The following is a 14,512-nucleotide window of genomic DNA, read 5'->3' on the forward strand; positions in this document are numbered from 1 at the left end:
GGCGTCCATCCTTTTTCTATGATTCGGGAAGTAATCTGTACAATATATTTTGGGGCTAAGTTATGTTATAACTTGTATAAATCATAACACCATTGAGAATAATTATCAATAAACTTTATACTTTCTTAATGAAATTGATTCTCAATTACTTTTCTATCCTATCCACCACAATAATTTCTGTAAAGCCTTCACTCTCTAATCGGTTCATCTTCTTACCAATCTTGTTTTTCTTAACTTGGTATATAGAAGTAATTTTACCTTGTCCAGTTAAGTCCTGAGATAACTCAACCGCTTTTTCTAGATATTGATCATCCATATATACAAAGGCAATCTTCTCTTGTGTATCTACAGAAACACCTTTAGATTTTAGTAAGTCTACAATTCTTTCAAAACCAATAGAGAAACCTACAGCTGGGATCGGGTCATTTTGGTACTTGTTAAGTAGGTTGTCATAACGACCACCACCACCAAGTGAACCTTTAAACTCACTTGACTGTACTTCAAAGATAGCGCCTGTGTAATAACCCATACCTCTAACAAGCGTAGGATCAAATTCAATTGGATAGTACTTAGAAACAATATCAATGATTGTCTGAATCTCTTTTGCTGCTTGTAAATCCATATCAGCAAGCTTTGTATCCATTCGAGCTATTAAGTTATCAATTTGAGCCTCTGATAAGTCTTTGCCAGCAAGTTCTTTTCTTACACCTTCAATGCCAATCTTATCTACCTTATCAAGGATGATACAAACAGAACCAAATAAAGATTCGTCTATATCAGCTGATACAACCATATCCTTTAAAAGTCTTCTATCATTGATCTTGATTGTAAAATTATCAAATCCTAATCTTTTAATAGCCTCAGGTACTGTTGTTAATAACTCAATTTCTGAAACAATTGACGCTTCTCCAATAATATCAACATCACACTGCATGAATTGTCTGTAACGCCCCTTTTGAGGTCTTTCTGCTCTCCATACATCACCAATTTGAATGGCCTTAAAAGGCGTAGGTAAATCATTTCTATTGTTGGCATAAAATCTTGATAATGGCAGTGTTAAGTCAAATCTTAAACCTAAGTCTGACAAATCTTCTTCTTTACCATTTAAATCTAATTTGTCACCTCTCTTAAGAATCTTAAATAACATTCTTAAGTTTTCACCACCATCACTGTTTGTTAACAAGTCGATGTTCTCAACAGAAGGTGTTTGAATTTGAGTAAAACCTTTTTCCTTATAAGTATTTCTAATTGTATCTTGCACATAATTTCTAAGTGCCATATCTTCAGGTAAAATGTCCTGTGTGCCTTTAGCGGGCTTTGTTCTAAATTTCATACGTGCTCCTTTCAAAAAAATAATAAAAGCCATGTGTCTCACATGGCTTTTAATCTCGTTAAACCATCATAGACACAACAAATGGACCTGCATCTATGATCTCATAAATGCACGTCTAGCTATGATGATGATGTTTTTTAATCTCTAAATATAACATAATCCACCTCTAACGTTTGCATCATTATAACATATTTATCTAAAAGTATTCAACTGCTTAAGTCAGATTCAATTAACTTCCATAGAAAAATAGCCTTTAGTATAGAGCTTACCATTGATTTGAAGTGTAAGCGTGTAATCGCCAGTATAAAGTTTCTTTGTAGTCATGACTTTAAAAGGATGTTTCTTATGGATTTTTAAGTGGTCATATTTTTTTAGATTCGCCTTTTTGATCTTAAAAACCTTGCTTGATCTTTTACCACCAGCCATAGGATAATCTATCTGATAATCTATCATGGCTTTCATGTCCTCAAGCGCTCTTATTTCAAATTCAAACTCAAGAGATTGCCCGATATGAATAGAAGGTGTCAAAACTCTAAGGTCATCTATTTCAAACTTTGCATCATGTTTATAGCCCAGTAGGTCTAAAGCGCCTATATGGCCTTTTTTAACAAGGGTTCTGGTAGAATGACTGATGATGTAATCCATTTCCTTTTTTTCCTGTTTAACAGAGTCCTGCCATCTAGATAAAATAGATACCACTACATCAGGCTCTATTTTCGACAGGTCGTTCAAGTGATTAGCAACCGACCGCGTCACGTAGCGCTCCTTGTCATCATACAGGTTATCTAGGACACTTACCGCTTTAAGAGGATCAAAATCTATGGCTTTGCCCCAAGGCAGTTTCGGTCGCATCCCTTCACTAGAAAGCCTTCTTTGATTAAAATCATCACTTAAGGACCACTCAAGCATTTGTTTGAAACTTTGTTCTGGAAAATCATTGATAAAAGCCCTGATGGCAAATTCAGCTGAAAATACCTTGGTATATTCTCCGAGCATGATTAAGGAATGGTCCAAATACTTTTCATTACAACCATGTTTTTCTACATACTCACTGAAGGCGCCATAAACAAAAGATTCCTTTCCTTTAGTAACTTGACATGCCTTAAGCATAATATCGGTCGCTAAAAGATAATCACTCGGCAAGAAGTCTTCAAGTTTTTCTGCCATAAAGGTCATACGTTCTTTTAACTCTCTTGAATCAAAACCTGAGACACACTCTTCTATATAAACATCACACTCAAAATCTTCATAGACCTTCTTAATGGATGATGCCAGTTCCGATACAGTCTCTCTATTAAACAGTTCATCTTTTAAAACATAATTATCCGCCATTTTATTCTCCTAAGTTTAAGTGTTTTTTAAAGAAATTTCTAAAGGCCTGACTTTGACTATCACCATCATTTTTTCTTGCCTTCATATCATATACAAACTCGCCAGTCTCTACATCTTTTGTTATGGAGTTTAAAGGAAAACCTTCTACTCTTCTTTCATGGCAGGCATCAGTCAAATAAAAGGATTTAAAAGATATATCTTCACCCTGATGTTCATAAATGTGGTCTTCGTCTAAAACAAGTACAATACCATTTATATATTGTCCTTTTATCTGACCACCATTAGATTTTGCGAGACACCTATAATGTTCAATCATTTGATCATCGTCCATATGGACACCTGTATATCTTCTAATATAAGTCCCCGGCTGTTCTAGATGAGGATCTTCAACAAAATACAGGCCAGAGTCTAGTGAAAAGACAGGCATTTTAAAGGCTTTATAGTAGGCTAAAGACTTGATTCTTGCATTATCAAGAGGCTCACGTCCATTTTCATCAATTTCAGGTAAGTCTCCTGATAGGTCATTTAAACCAATCACTTCTATGCCTAGTGGAGCAAGTGTATTTCTCATGCCATTTAGTTTGGCTGGGTTACCTGTACCGTATAATATCTTAGTCAATTAAACCTCCTACTACATGAACCAATAAGTCGTCCTTGATGGCTTGATTCATGGTCACTATATACATAACCTCTTCATTGATTACTAGAATTCTACTTTGATCTGGTCTTATCTTGTAAACTTTTACATCTTCATAATCTATCACAGATGCATCAATATCTGGTTTTACTTCATCAGAATGTCTGTAGTTATAATCAAATATGAGTGGTATCATCATATCTTTTACCCAAGCATATTTTGTTTGAATATATTCCACTTCAAGATAAATATAGTCATCTTTATTCTCATGACGGGCCAAGTAATTAAAACTAAGGGGTACTAAAAGAGTAGATTCAACTTGGTCTAACTCTGGTTCAAAAGCATAGTCATAGCCTAAGTCCTCGTAGTTTAATATTGACACATCAGGCATATCATACACTGGTCTTTCAAAGTCAAGGTGACTACCAACAACAGAGAACATGATAACCACACTGCCTATCCAGGTAATAAAGAATAAGGCAATTAAAATTATGGTGTTTACTAGTCTTGAGTGTTTTATTTTCTTTACCTTTAAGAAGAATAAATAGAAGACACCCCACATGCAAGCTTGAGTTAAAATAACTGTTATTAAAATATAAGTTGGAACACCTCTAAATATGATGTTAGCAAATGTTAGAATCAAGTATAGGGTGCAAAATATCATAGAAGATAACCTGATACGATTATTTCTTTTAATGACCTTCAATGAATCATAAAGAATGGTCTCTCCCTTTTTAACTCTAAAGTGATTTCTTATAATAAATCTCACACTTGGGAGTAAACAAATCAACAACATACCACTAAGTACAAGAGGGGTTAAAAAATTAAAGGTTAACTGAGAATCCATAAAATCTCTATAACTGAGGAAGTTTACATGCATCATCAGCTGAAATATTTGTAGCATTAAAAGGACAATTAACATGGCTTCACTTCTTAGAAAACCTTTGAACAAGGATGAATATTCTGATTTTGCATCTGTATGTATGGCCACTACATGGTTGTCTTTAGATTTACAATAGACATGAAATAAATTGTTATGACAGACATGTTTCCAGCCACTATCTTCACAAAATTCCTGGTAGAGGTCATGTTTGTCTTTATTAGGATAGTCTACTGGTAGTTCTGCCTGAAACAGTGTCACTGAAAAATCAAGTTCTGCAGGTTGGCATTTTTGAAACTTATCAAATGCACCTGTCACATTTTCAATCATCCAGCCTTCAGCAGCCATTTTTTCATAACGTTCTTCTAAAAGTTTTAACTCAGACGTATAAATCATCCTTAGTTTCTTTTTTTTATCTCTCTTAATCATATCATTTTTTCTCCATCAGCAATCAAAGTTTTAAGTCTTTTAATTTCTGCATCTAATAATTCATATCCCTTGTCTGTTAATTGATAAGTTTTCTTTTTACCTGATGTTTCAACCCTTTGAACAATATCTTCTTTAACAAAACGGTCCATCAAATTATAAAGCGTACCCGGTCCTACCTTGACTCTGCCCTGGGTAACTTCATCAATTTTTTGCATGATGCCATATCCATGTAGAGGTTTTTTCAAACAAAGTAGTACATAGTACATGGGTTCTGTTAAGGTTTGCAATTGCCTTCTTGCCATAAAAACTCCTTTTATATCGAGTATTGATATATTCATATTATATCAATACTCGATATAAATCAAGCAAAGAAGTCACTTTGATTGACATGTTACTCCAAATTGAACAAGAGATTTCTCTGGTTATACAGTTTGCCATTGTAGGTGAAATTATGAATTCAGGCATGAAATGCATACCCAGCGCCAAACTGAGTGAAGTAACTGATTTAGGGATTGTTTATGAAGATGCTAAAGGTGACAAACACACTTTAAATGCTGACAATGTCTTATTCGCAACAGGTCTAAAAGCAGAGAATAATTTATACAATGAACTTCTAAAGGATTATGTTGATGTTTATCCTGTAGGTGACTGCACAAAAGGACACGAACCAATATCGGTTCATGTCCTTTTCTTATAATTCTTTTGCTATATTATAGGCATCTGACATTGCCTCTATGATTCTTCTAGGTTTCATAGCATCACCCACTCTGTATACTTCTTCGACTTCATTGTATAAGGCATCAAATAATGAGTTGTCAGTCTTATAACCGATAGCAACTACTATAGTGTCCACCTTAATGGTTTGACTACCTGATTGATCCTCAATGACAAGACCTTGATCTGTAATCTTAGATACCTTTGAAGCAAGTCTTGGCTTGACTGTCATTTGGGTAAGTTCTTGGATGATATCAAACTTGTTAAAGACTGTTACATCTGCAACTAGCTCTGACTGCATTTCTACAATTTCTACTTGTTTTCCTTGTTTTGCAAGATAATAAGCAGCTTCAGTACCAACTAGTCCACCACCGATTACTGCAACCGAATCACCAACTTCAACTTGACCCTTAAGCACATCTGAAGCTAGCACGGCTTTTTCCATGCCTTCAAGCTGAGGTACAATCGGCTTAGCGCCATTAGCCATTATTACTACATCAGGAGACATATTCGTGACAAAGTCACTGTCCACTTTTTGATTTAAAATAACTTCAACCTGCGACTTTTCTAATTGTGTCTGAAGGTATCTGTTAAAATCGCCAATCATATATTTATAATCAGGTGCAGCTGCTTCATGAAGCATGCCACCTAGTTGTTTTCTTTTTTCTACAAGTATAACTTCATGGCCACGCTTAGAGGCCGTAATTGCTGCTTGCATACCGGCAGGTCCACCACCTACTACAAGTACCTTTTTAGAAACGACTGCCTTTGAAAGCAACGCATCTCTTTCCTTACCTAAAGTTGGATTAACAGTACAACCAATATACTTTGCCTGCATAAGAATTCTTTCATAACACTCCATGCAACGAATGCAAGGACGTATATCTTCTAAGCGCCCCATTCTCAGCTTGTTGGCATAACTTTCATCTGCTAGAAACTGTCTTGCCATACCGATAACATCTGCTTCCTTGTTCTCAACAGTTTCTAATAAAAAGTCTGGCTCACCAAACTTGCCATCTATAATGACAGGTTTAGAAATCTCTTTTCTAAACTTGCGTACATTCTCTAAAACCATACCATCTGGATAATGTGCATTCGGTGTCATTTGAATAGGATTTAAGTAAGAACCATTTCGTATATGAAAACCATCTATGTTCATCTTCTCAATTTCTTTACAAAGATCAATTGTTTCATCAATGGTTCTTGAACCTTCCACGCAGTGGTCTAAAGCCATACCAACGATTATTGGATAATCCGGTCCAACATACTGTCTTGCTGCTTCTAAACACTCACTAAAGAATCTCAAACGATTTTCGAGGGATCCACCATATTCATCAGTCCTTCTATTCCAACATGGCGAAAGAAACTGATCAACTGTATTTACATGAGCCAGTAAGTAGAGTGCATCAAAACCTGATCTTTTAACTCTATCAGCAGCCTTACCATAGGCATCTACTAAATACTTAATCTCTATCTTTGTAAGCTCTCTGGCATACTCTGTTGGCTTAAAAATCAACGGATTCGCTGAAGCTGATGCTGGCCACTGTTCAGTTAGTGGATGTTGACAGACAATACCTGATCCAGCTGATAACTGGGCTGCAATCTTTCCTCCATAACGATGAATACTTTCAGTTAACTCAGCCATTTCCTTAACTCTTTCTTCTGAATCCATTACAGGAAAACATTGATTCAAAGGATATGGATCTAGTGTTTTCTCAGCCTTTATATGACCAGTGATGATTAAACCAACACCACCCTTTGCCCTTCTTTTGTAATACTCAACATGCCAGTTGGTATATGTCGCATCATCATGATCACCTTCGAAAAAGTGTGGATTCATTGGTGACATTGCCAATCTGTTTTTAAGTTCCAGTCTGCCAAAATTAACAGTCTCAAATACCGGTGCGTATTTCTTCTTCATCATAGCCTCCCTTAATCTCTATTCTTGATTTCTATATATTCCGTTTTATTTTAGAACAAAACCAATACATAAAAATGAACATTATTGTAGACTTGATGAAGAATATTGCATGAAAAAACCAGAATCAACTAGCAATTCTGGTTAAATATTATAGTTTTCGCTTTTCTACAAGCGCTTTTTTAGGAATCGACGGAATGCCACCATAACCCTCAATCACTAAAGAGGCTGCTGCATTACCTGTTTTAAGTGCTTGTCTAATCGAGTTTTTATCCAGATTATCAAATCCAACTTTAAGTATCTCTGATACAGTCGCTCCAAAGAAGGAATCACCTGCACCAGTTGTATCTTTTACTTGACTCTTAAAACCTTCTACAATGCCAGTAGACGATTCATGATAGTAAAGACTGCCTGCTTCACCTAAAGTAACAGTCACTAATTTGATGCCCATATCGTATAGCTTTTTTGCAGCCTTCTTGTAATCACTTTCTCCAGTTAAAAGAACAGCTTCTTCATCAGATACTTTGATCATATCTGCATACTTGATACCAAGCATCATCCCTTCAACGGCCGCTTCCTTAGATGGCCATAAGGCCGGTCTGTAGTTTGGATCATAAGAGATAAGCTTACCTTTTGACTTGGCATAGTCCAAGAGTTCAAGAACCGTAGACTTTGAAGGTTCATCAGTAAATGACAGTGATCCGAAGTGAATCACTTTAGCCTGATCAACTAAGTCATAAGGAATATCTTCTTTTGACAACATAACATCTGCACAACCTTTTCTATAAAAAGAGAAGCTTCTGTCACCATCATCTGTCAAATGAACAAATGCCAGTGTTGTAGGTGTTTCGTCTGATAAGGTCAAGCCATCTACATTGATACCCGCATCTACTAGGGTCTGTCTTAATGTTTTTCCAAACTGATCATTACCTACCTTGCCAACAAATGCTGTACTTGCCCCCATTGAAGAAGCCATAGCAAGCATGTTGCAAGGAGCACCACCAGGATTTGGTTGAAAGCACTTCACTGAATCTGTTTTAACTGGTGTAAAATCAATTAAGAGTTCTCCTACAGCTAAAATATCTATCATTATAAAACTCTCCCATATTCATTACAAAGTGGGTGTAAAATAGCCTCATCTTCTTCCACTGTTGAAAATCTTGCAACTGGCTCTGCATTATAGTTGTCTGTATTGTCATCATTAATAGATGATACTTCACCACAGATTAAGTCACCCATGCCTTCTTTAGCCCAGAATAAGTGGTATACATAAGGTCTAAGTGTAATAGATTCACCTGGCATTACATGTACTTCTTCACCAGCTTTAAAAGTATGTCTTACACCATCTAAGTCAATTTGCACGTCAGAATCATAGTCTACATCACCATTTTCAAGCGAGTTATATAGTTTAATTGCAAGGACGCCGCCACCTCTGTTGATGATATCTTCAGTTTTACTTGCATGGAAGTGATTCGGTAAACGCTGACCATCTTTTAAGATAATTAGTTTTTCAGCATATGGTACACCTACTGTATTATCTGTTAAAGAACCATTTCTTAAGGTAAATAAAACAGCCCCTAATTGATCAAATGTATCCATACCGTAATCTGTAATATCCCAGCCTAACATGACTTCTTTAATTGTCTTCAGACTCTCAGATTTTTCATGCCAGTCCTTCATTGTCCAGTAACCAAATGGCGGTAGTTTAATTTTGTTTGCTTCTAATAAGTCTTTTGCCCATACTAAGGCACTGTTGATTTCCGATCTTTTCATTTTACACCTCAATCTCTAATTTATACGTCTTAAAATCTATGTGATTTTCATCTAAGTCTCTGCACTCACCTACATAAAAACTAGGTGGTGTATCCGAAACACTCGAACAAGTCTCTACATGAGGATACCCTGCTTTCATGGTAAAGAAACTTAGATAAGGATCATTGGGTTTAAATATCACTGACATAAAGTCATCTGGTGATAAAGTCTTGTTTTCAATTTTTTCTTCTAATACGGTGTGATGATGTATAGACATAGTAATGATCAAGTCTGTCTTATTAGGTAAGTCAATTAACATAAAATCTTCATGATCATTATGATATAAGAAGTTACTAGGCTCTGATGAGTTGATGGTCACACATATAAGCTTATGTGGTCCAAACTTGTCGTCACACTCATAAACTGAAGCATGTTTAGACTGCCCCTTCTCAGTTTCTAAAATATCTTTTCCCGGACGAATGCGTCTGATGACACCGTATGATTCTAATTTCTCCAACACCTCTTCACTAACAGGGATTGGTTTTACTTTAATATTCATAAGACCTCACTTTGTTACACTTTGTTACTAACTAAAATCAGTGTATCATCTTTTCTGGAAAAGGTCAAAAAAAATCTAGACCAAAAGATCTAGATTCTCTAATAAATGATGTATAACCAAGGCAATACTGCCAATGCCTTCTACTTCTACACTACCTCTTAAGACAGGTGTATTAGAAGAATAGTTTGAAAAAACATTTTTACCCACAGATTCTATCGCCCCGTTAAAAACGTCATCAGAAGTAGCAACGATACCACCTAATATGATGGCTTTAGGGTTATGTATATTAATAAGATTAGACACACCAACACCAAGGATATGTCCTACTTGACTTAAAAGTGCCTTTTTATAACTGACATCACTTTCTAAGATTTCAGTGTAACTAGTCGCCATAGTGCCTTCAGCCTGAAATAATTTAATGATAGAACCCGCTGATACATACATCTCCAGGCACCCTCTGCTACCACAATAACAAGACCTACCATTGTAATCGATGACATGATGACCAAACTCTCCAGCAACACCATTAAAACCTTCATAAATGGTATTTTCATGTACAATACCACAACCGACACCTTGATCAACGAAGACATATATAAAGTCATCATAGTTTTTACCATGACCAAACCATAGCTCTGCAAGTGTTCTGGTTCTTGCTACATTGTCTACATGAACCCTGAAATCCATTTGATTTTCAAACCAGGCCTTAACGTCCATGTTCTCCCAACCCTTTAAAATGGAATAAGGGATGTCTTTTACATATTTGAAGTTTGTACCTGGTGTACCAATTCCGATACCACCTACTTGGCTTTCTTCTATAGCGTGCTTTTCAAGCAGTGAAAGTACTTGATCTTTTACCTGAAAAAGAATTTGGTCTGGTGTACTGTCTGGTAACTCCTCTGACGCCCACGAGTCAATAATCTGACCTAACATGTCAGTCAAAATAATGGTGGTTTTGACAGCTATTTCTACACCAATAAGGTACTTAAATTCTTTATTAAGAGAGATAAGATTTGGTTTTCTTCCACCTGACGAATCACCTTTACCGATATCTACAAGCACCTTTTGACTGATTAACTCATCCACAAGTCTCATCACACTCGGAAGGGCTAAGCCTGTCTTTTTAGCCAAGGCTGATCGGCTGATTTCTTTATGTTTAAAGACCAACTCTAAAATTAGTCGACGGTTCATTTTCTTTAATAATGCAGGTTTCCCTGACTGATATTTTGAGGCCATATAACATCCTTTCTTCACAAATCATTATATTGCCAATCATATAATTAATCAAATAAGATGACTTCTTAATAATTTTATTTCTTCAGCATAGCCACTTATTTCATTCGGTGTTTCCAAGTTAAATGGAACATCTCTAAAAACAGGATGATTGATCATTTTGATGACGCCATCTAAGCCAATAGATCCCTGACCTATTTTTTCATGACGGTCCTTGTTAGATGCAAAAGGCATTTTAGAATCATTTAAATGGACTGCCTTTAAACGATCTAATCCAATAATCGTATTAAAGTCATCTAAGACTTTATCTAAGTCATTTACTATATCATAACCTGCAGAATACAAGTGACAAGTATCTATGCAAACACCTAGGTTTTCATTGTGTTTAACACCTTGAATGATCTGACTTAACTCCTCAAAAGACCTACCGATTTCTGTGCCTTTTCCAGACATGGCTTCTAAACATACAATGACATCCGATGGCTCTGTAATAGCCTCATTAAGCGCCTGAATGATATATTCAATGCCCTTTTCAGTACCTTGTTTCACATGAGAGCCTGGATGAAAAACATAAATAGCGCCAGGAATCATTGCCACTCTTTTTAGGTCGTCCTTTAAAAGTTCTTTAGCATATGTTCTTGTTTCTTCTTTGTTAGAACATAAATTCATGGTGTAAGACCCATGAGCCAGTAAGTGACCAAAATCATGTGTCTCCATAAGTGTTTTTAACTTATCTAAATCACCTTGATCTAAAGCCTTGGCCTTGCCCCCTCTTGGATTTCTTGTAAAAAACTGAAAAGAATTGGCCCCAATAGACACCGCTTGTAAACCTGCCTTATAAAAACCATTTGCAACTGATAAATGACATCCTAATTTCATAATTTCTCCTTCACTAAAAAAGCAAGTCCTAAGACTCACTTTATACTATGGCTAGTTTAACCTTTTAACTCTTAAAAATCAAGACTGGTCGTAATCCACCAATTCTCTATTTTGCTGTTTGATCCTGTCTTTTAGAATTTCATGTTCAAGTTCAGCACCTTTTTTCAAATAAGTAAAGGCTTTCTTATAATTCTCAAGGGATTCATAAACGTCTGCATATAGCTTGTAGACGATAGATTCATCTCTTTTAGAATGATGTTTAAGGGCAACAACCATAGCTTCCTGTAAATGCCTAAATGCATAGTCATATTCTTTTTTAATAAAGTATATTTCACCTATAAAAGCATTAAGTTTAGAAACGTTTTGGTAATCGCCAAAATCTATAGCCTGCTTAAGGGCTCTGTTGTATATAATAAGTGCTTCATCATACTGCTTTAGCCCCTTGTATGCCCCACCTATGACCATGTTGGCTACTGATTTAAACATGTCCTCTTGACTGTCTTCTAAAAACAACAAGGCCTTTTCTGCGCTCTGGAGGGCATCTTCATGATAACCAAGACCTTGATAAGCAAGTCCTAAAGTCACATAAGGTACAAACATTCTATGAATTTTTTCCTCACTCATAAAGTCTACAACATGCTGGCATATCTTGATGGCCATTGTATAGTCTTCTAAATAGATATAAGTTTCAGCTATGTTGTTCATAAGCTTGCTATAGTATTTTTTATCATAGTCGTAAGACAAGTCTTTTGATTTATAAAGATACTTTAAAGATTCACCAAAATTCCCCATCATACCAGCAATGGTTCCTAAAGAAAAATAGGCTCTTGAAATCCCTTGCTTGTCTTCAATTTTTTCAAATAATTTTAAGGCATCATCAAATAGGTCTATGGCTTTATAACGTTGACCTTCTTTTAAAGCATAAGATCCTAGTCTTAACAAAGACCAAGCCTCCCCCTTCTTATAGCCCTCTGCCTTAGAAAGCTCATAAGCTTCATCTAAAGCTTCTTTACCTTTAACAGAATCCGTATAAATTTTCTGTCTTGCAATTTCAAGTAATCCATCTACTTTTTCCATAAGCGCCTCCACTATTTTTATACCCTATATAGGAGACTTCACTCATTGTATTTGAATTTTGTAATACCATAGAATACAAAAGAAGGACCAAGGTCCTTCACTAAATGATTTCAGTATGAACATTTTCTGCATATGCATAAGCCGCTAAATAGCTTTTCATATCCTTTAAAGCATCTTCTAATCCCTCACCAGTCCCAAATGCATGTATGACCATTAAGACTCTTTTGGTATCTTCAGTGACCATGGTTCGAAGTGAATCAGATGTTGCAGACCCAAAAGGTCCCAAATCATCTTTTAAAACCGGCAGGTTCTTGATATTTAAAATACCTCTTCCTATGCCTTCATAAACTTCATCAGCCCCTACTCCATAAAGTATATGACCCTCAACTTTATCTAAATCATAAGCACCAACACTCCAAAGTGTTTTTAAAGAAATGATGTTGTTGATATCTACAACATTGTTGACATGGTACATGCCCTTGTCTTTAATCAAACGCCTAAATAAAGAGTCTGATGAAATCCTATATCTAGATGGATCTTTACCCAGCTTTTTATAGATGTCCCTAGAAGCTTCTAAACTTTCATTTCTGTAGTTTTCAAGTGTAAAGGCTTTAACTCTTTGAACTTGTTCATCTAATAAGGCCAAAATATTATCACATGACGGCTTCACTTGAACATCTGCCGTTAAAATACCTAGCTTTACAGGCAGACCAGTTTCTATTATTTTTTCAGTAATCTTTATCATCATAATCTCCTTCAACTCATCATAACACACCTTATGAAACATGAGAATAATTTTATTGTCAACTCTTTATAATACCAGTTGACAATACCACTTAAATAACCTATTCTTATGTGGGAGGCATTATGAAAAAAGCAATCTTAAAATTATTTGATTTACCTTTAGATACTCTTATGTCACAAGCAGATGACTTAAGAAGAAAATACTATAAAAATCACTTCGACTTATGTTCCATCAACAATATAAAAAGTGGCAAATGCAGTGAAGACTGTAGCTTCTGTTCACAGTCTATTCACTTTAAAACTGATAGCCCGGCTTACGATCTAATCGACCAGGTCAAGGCATTTACAGAAGCCAAATCTTTATCTGACCAAGGTGTACATAAACATTCATTGGTTTCTAGCGGTCGACACTTAGATGAATTGGATCTAGAAAACTTACTGCCAATTTACAAAACATTAGATCAAACACCACTGAGCCTTTGTGCATCACATGGTTTGATTACAGAAGAACAAGCACTTAAACTGAAGGCCATCGGCGTTAAAAGATACCACCATAATCTAGAGTCATCTGAGTCTTATTATCCTGAGATTTGTACAACTCATACCTACCAAGATAGAATTGACACCATTAAGGTCTGTCAAAAGGTTGGTCTTGAGGTTTGCTCAGGTGGTATATGGGGACTTGGTGAGTCTAGACAAGATAGAATCGACATGCTCTTAACACTTAAAGAACTAGACGTTGACTCTGTACCCATCAATATACTCTGTCCAATTAAAGGTACACCACTTGAGGACATGGCACCTCTTGATCCTGAAGAAATTATGAAGACCCTTTGCATCTACAGAATTGTCCTAAAAGACAAGGAAGTCAGACTGGCTGGCGGCCGTGTTAAACTAGAAAATCTAGAACAGGTATACAAGTGCGGTGTCAACGGCATCTTAACAGGTGACTATTTAACCACAACAGGATTTAGCGTAAAAAAAGACATTGAACTATTAGTAGAACTAGGATACACAGTTTAAGC

At 35.9% G+C, this 14,512-nt stretch carries 15 protein-coding genes; 2 read left to right on the plus strand and 13 right to left on the minus strand.

Annotated elements, in window-relative coordinates; all coding sequences use genetic code 11:
* Positions 1 to 145: 145 nt before the first annotated feature.
* The 5 genes from hisS to EZV73_RS10830 all read right to left on the minus strand — a co-directional run bounded on the left by hisS (position 146) and on the right by EZV73_RS10830 (position 4,913).
* The gene (gene hisS, locus EZV73_RS10810) at positions 146 to 1,333 is read right to left on the minus strand and encodes a histidine--tRNA ligase (RefSeq protein WP_240840326.1); all 1,188 of its coding nucleotides are present in this window, start codon (positions 1,331 to 1,333) and stop codon (positions 146 to 148) included.
* A gap of 225 nt (positions 1,334 to 1,558) precedes the next feature.
* On the minus strand, positions 1,559 to 2,665 hold the full coding sequence (locus EZV73_RS10815) for a hypothetical protein (protein ID WP_240840327.1): 1,107 nt from the start codon (positions 2,663 to 2,665) through the stop codon (positions 1,559 to 1,561).
* 1 nt (position 2,666) lies between these two features.
* On the minus strand, positions 2,667 to 3,284 hold the full coding sequence (locus EZV73_RS10820; protein ID WP_240840328.1) for a non-canonical purine NTP pyrophosphatase: 618 nt from the start codon (positions 3,282 to 3,284) through the stop codon (positions 2,667 to 2,669).
* Positions 3,277 to 4,611: a DUF2812 domain-containing protein gene (locus EZV73_RS10825; protein WP_240840329.1), complete on the minus strand. Its 1,335-nt coding sequence runs from the start codon at positions 4,609 to 4,611 to the stop codon at positions 3,277 to 3,279. Before EZV73_RS10825 ends, EZV73_RS10820 begins: the two co-directional genes overlap by 8 nt.
* Positions 4,608 to 4,913: a PadR family transcriptional regulator gene (locus tag EZV73_RS10830; RefSeq protein WP_240840330.1), complete on the minus strand. Its 306-nt coding sequence runs from the start codon at positions 4,911 to 4,913 to the stop codon at positions 4,608 to 4,610. Before EZV73_RS10830 ends, EZV73_RS10825 begins: the two co-directional genes overlap by 4 nt.
* 77 nt (positions 4,914 to 4,990) lie before the next feature.
* On the opposite strand from EZV73_RS10830, the gene EZV73_RS10835 reads away from it, so the two are divergent.
* Positions 4,991 to 5,308: an NAD(P)/FAD-dependent oxidoreductase gene (locus tag EZV73_RS10835; RefSeq protein WP_240840331.1), complete on the plus strand. Its 318-nt coding sequence runs from the start codon at positions 4,991 to 4,993 to the stop codon at positions 5,306 to 5,308.
* Here EZV73_RS10835 and EZV73_RS10840 read toward each other — a convergent pair.
* The 8 genes from EZV73_RS10840 to EZV73_RS10875 all read right to left on the minus strand — a co-directional run bounded on the left by EZV73_RS10840 (position 5,303) and on the right by EZV73_RS10875 (position 13,488).
* The gene (locus EZV73_RS10840) at positions 5,303 to 7,246 is read right to left on the minus strand and encodes an FAD-dependent oxidoreductase (protein WP_240840332.1); all 1,944 of its coding nucleotides are present in this window, start codon (positions 7,244 to 7,246) and stop codon (positions 5,303 to 5,305) included. The two genes, EZV73_RS10835 and EZV73_RS10840, sit on opposite strands and share 6 nt — an antisense overlap.
* Before the next feature lie 148 nt (positions 7,247 to 7,394).
* On the minus strand, positions 7,395 to 8,333 hold the full coding sequence (locus EZV73_RS10845; RefSeq protein ID WP_240840333.1) for a carbohydrate kinase: 939 nt from the start codon (positions 8,331 to 8,333) through the stop codon (positions 7,395 to 7,397).
* Positions 8,333 to 9,016 (minus strand): D-lyxose/D-mannose family sugar isomerase, encoded by a 684-nt coding sequence (locus EZV73_RS10850; RefSeq protein WP_240840334.1) that lies wholly within the window; start codon positions 9,014 to 9,016, stop codon positions 8,333 to 8,335. The genes EZV73_RS10845 and EZV73_RS10850 overlap by 1 nt, the downstream gene beginning before the upstream one ends.
* Before the next feature lies 1 nt (position 9,017).
* Positions 9,018 to 9,554 carry a hypothetical protein gene (locus EZV73_RS10855; RefSeq protein WP_240840335.1) on the minus strand — a complete coding sequence of 179 codons (537 nt, stop codon included), beginning with the start codon at positions 9,552 to 9,554 and terminating at the stop codon, positions 9,018 to 9,020.
* A 75-nt stretch (positions 9,555 to 9,629) separates the two neighbouring features.
* Entirely contained in the window at positions 9,630 to 10,790 is a 1,161-nt protein-coding gene (locus EZV73_RS10860; protein ID WP_240840336.1) for an ROK family transcriptional regulator, read from the minus strand.
* A 48-nt stretch (positions 10,791 to 10,838) separates the two neighbouring features.
* Positions 10,839 to 11,666, minus strand: a complete 828-nt coding sequence (locus EZV73_RS10865; RefSeq protein WP_255813199.1) for a deoxyribonuclease IV — start codon at positions 11,664 to 11,666, stop codon at positions 10,839 to 10,841.
* 78 nt (positions 11,667 to 11,744) lie between these two features.
* On the minus strand, positions 11,745 to 12,743 hold the full coding sequence (locus tag EZV73_RS10870; RefSeq protein ID WP_240840337.1) for a tetratricopeptide repeat protein: 999 nt from the start codon (positions 12,741 to 12,743) through the stop codon (positions 11,745 to 11,747).
* 100 nt (positions 12,744 to 12,843) lie between these two features.
* Entirely contained in the window at positions 12,844 to 13,488 is a 645-nt protein-coding gene (locus EZV73_RS10875; protein WP_240840338.1) for a B3/4 domain-containing protein, read from the minus strand.
* Between the two features lie 122 nt (positions 13,489 to 13,610).
* Here EZV73_RS10875 and bioB point away from each other — a divergent pair, with 122 nt between their 5' ends.
* A complete protein-coding gene (bioB, locus tag EZV73_RS10880; protein WP_240840339.1) occupies positions 13,611 to 14,510 on the plus strand; it encodes a biotin synthase BioB in 900 nt (299 codons plus the stop codon).
* The last annotated feature ends 2 nt before the right edge of the window (positions 14,511 to 14,512 follow it).

Source organism: Acidaminobacter sp. JC074 (genome assembly GCF_022496765.1).
Lineage (GTDB): Bacteria > Bacillota > Clostridia > Peptostreptococcales > Acidaminobacteraceae > JABXKX01.

What these genes read in the sequence shown, in the direction of transcription:
- hisS (WP_240840326.1), bottom strand. Translation starts at nt 1,333, where the DNA reads ATGAAATTTAGAACAAAGCCCGCTAAAGGCACACAGGACATTTTACCT.
- EZV73_RS10815 (WP_240840327.1), bottom strand. Translation starts at nt 2,665, where the DNA reads ATGGCGGATAATTATGTTTTAAAAGATGAACTGTTTAATAGAGAGACT.
- EZV73_RS10825 (WP_240840329.1), bottom strand. Translation starts at nt 4,611, where the DNA reads ATGATTAAGAGAGATAAAAAAAAGAAACTAAGGATGATTTATACGTCT.
- EZV73_RS10830 (WP_240840330.1), bottom strand. Translation starts at nt 4,913, where the DNA reads ATGGCAAGAAGGCAATTGCAAACCTTAACAGAACCCATGTACTATGTA.
- EZV73_RS10840 (WP_240840332.1), bottom strand. Translation starts at nt 7,246, where the DNA reads ATGAAGAAGAAATACGCACCGGTATTTGAGACTGTTAATTTTGGCAGA.
- EZV73_RS10845 (WP_240840333.1), bottom strand. Translation starts at nt 8,333, where the DNA reads ATGATAGATATTTTAGCTGTAGGAGAACTCTTAATTGATTTTACACCA.
- EZV73_RS10850 (WP_240840334.1), bottom strand. Translation starts at nt 9,016, where the DNA reads ATGAAAAGATCGGAAATCAACAGTGCCTTAGTATGGGCAAAAGACTTA.
- EZV73_RS10855 (WP_240840335.1), bottom strand. Translation starts at nt 9,554, where the DNA reads ATGAATATTAAAGTAAAACCAATCCCTGTTAGTGAAGAGGTGTTGGAG.
- EZV73_RS10860 (WP_240840336.1), bottom strand. Translation starts at nt 10,790, where the DNA reads ATGGCCTCAAAATATCAGTCAGGGAAACCTGCATTATTAAAGAAAATG.
- EZV73_RS10865 (WP_255813199.1), bottom strand. Translation starts at nt 11,666, where the DNA reads ATGAAATTAGGATGTCATTTATCAGTTGCAAATGGTTTTTATAAGGCA.
- EZV73_RS10870 (WP_240840337.1), bottom strand. Translation starts at nt 12,743, where the DNA reads ATGGAAAAAGTAGATGGATTACTTGAAATTGCAAGACAGAAAATTTAT.
- EZV73_RS10875 (WP_240840338.1), bottom strand. Translation starts at nt 13,488, where the DNA reads ATGATAAAGATTACTGAAAAAATAATAGAAACTGGTCTGCCTGTAAAG.
- bioB (WP_240840339.1), top strand. Translation starts at nt 13,611, where the DNA reads ATGAAAAAAGCAATCTTAAAATTATTTGATTTACCTTTAGATACTCTT.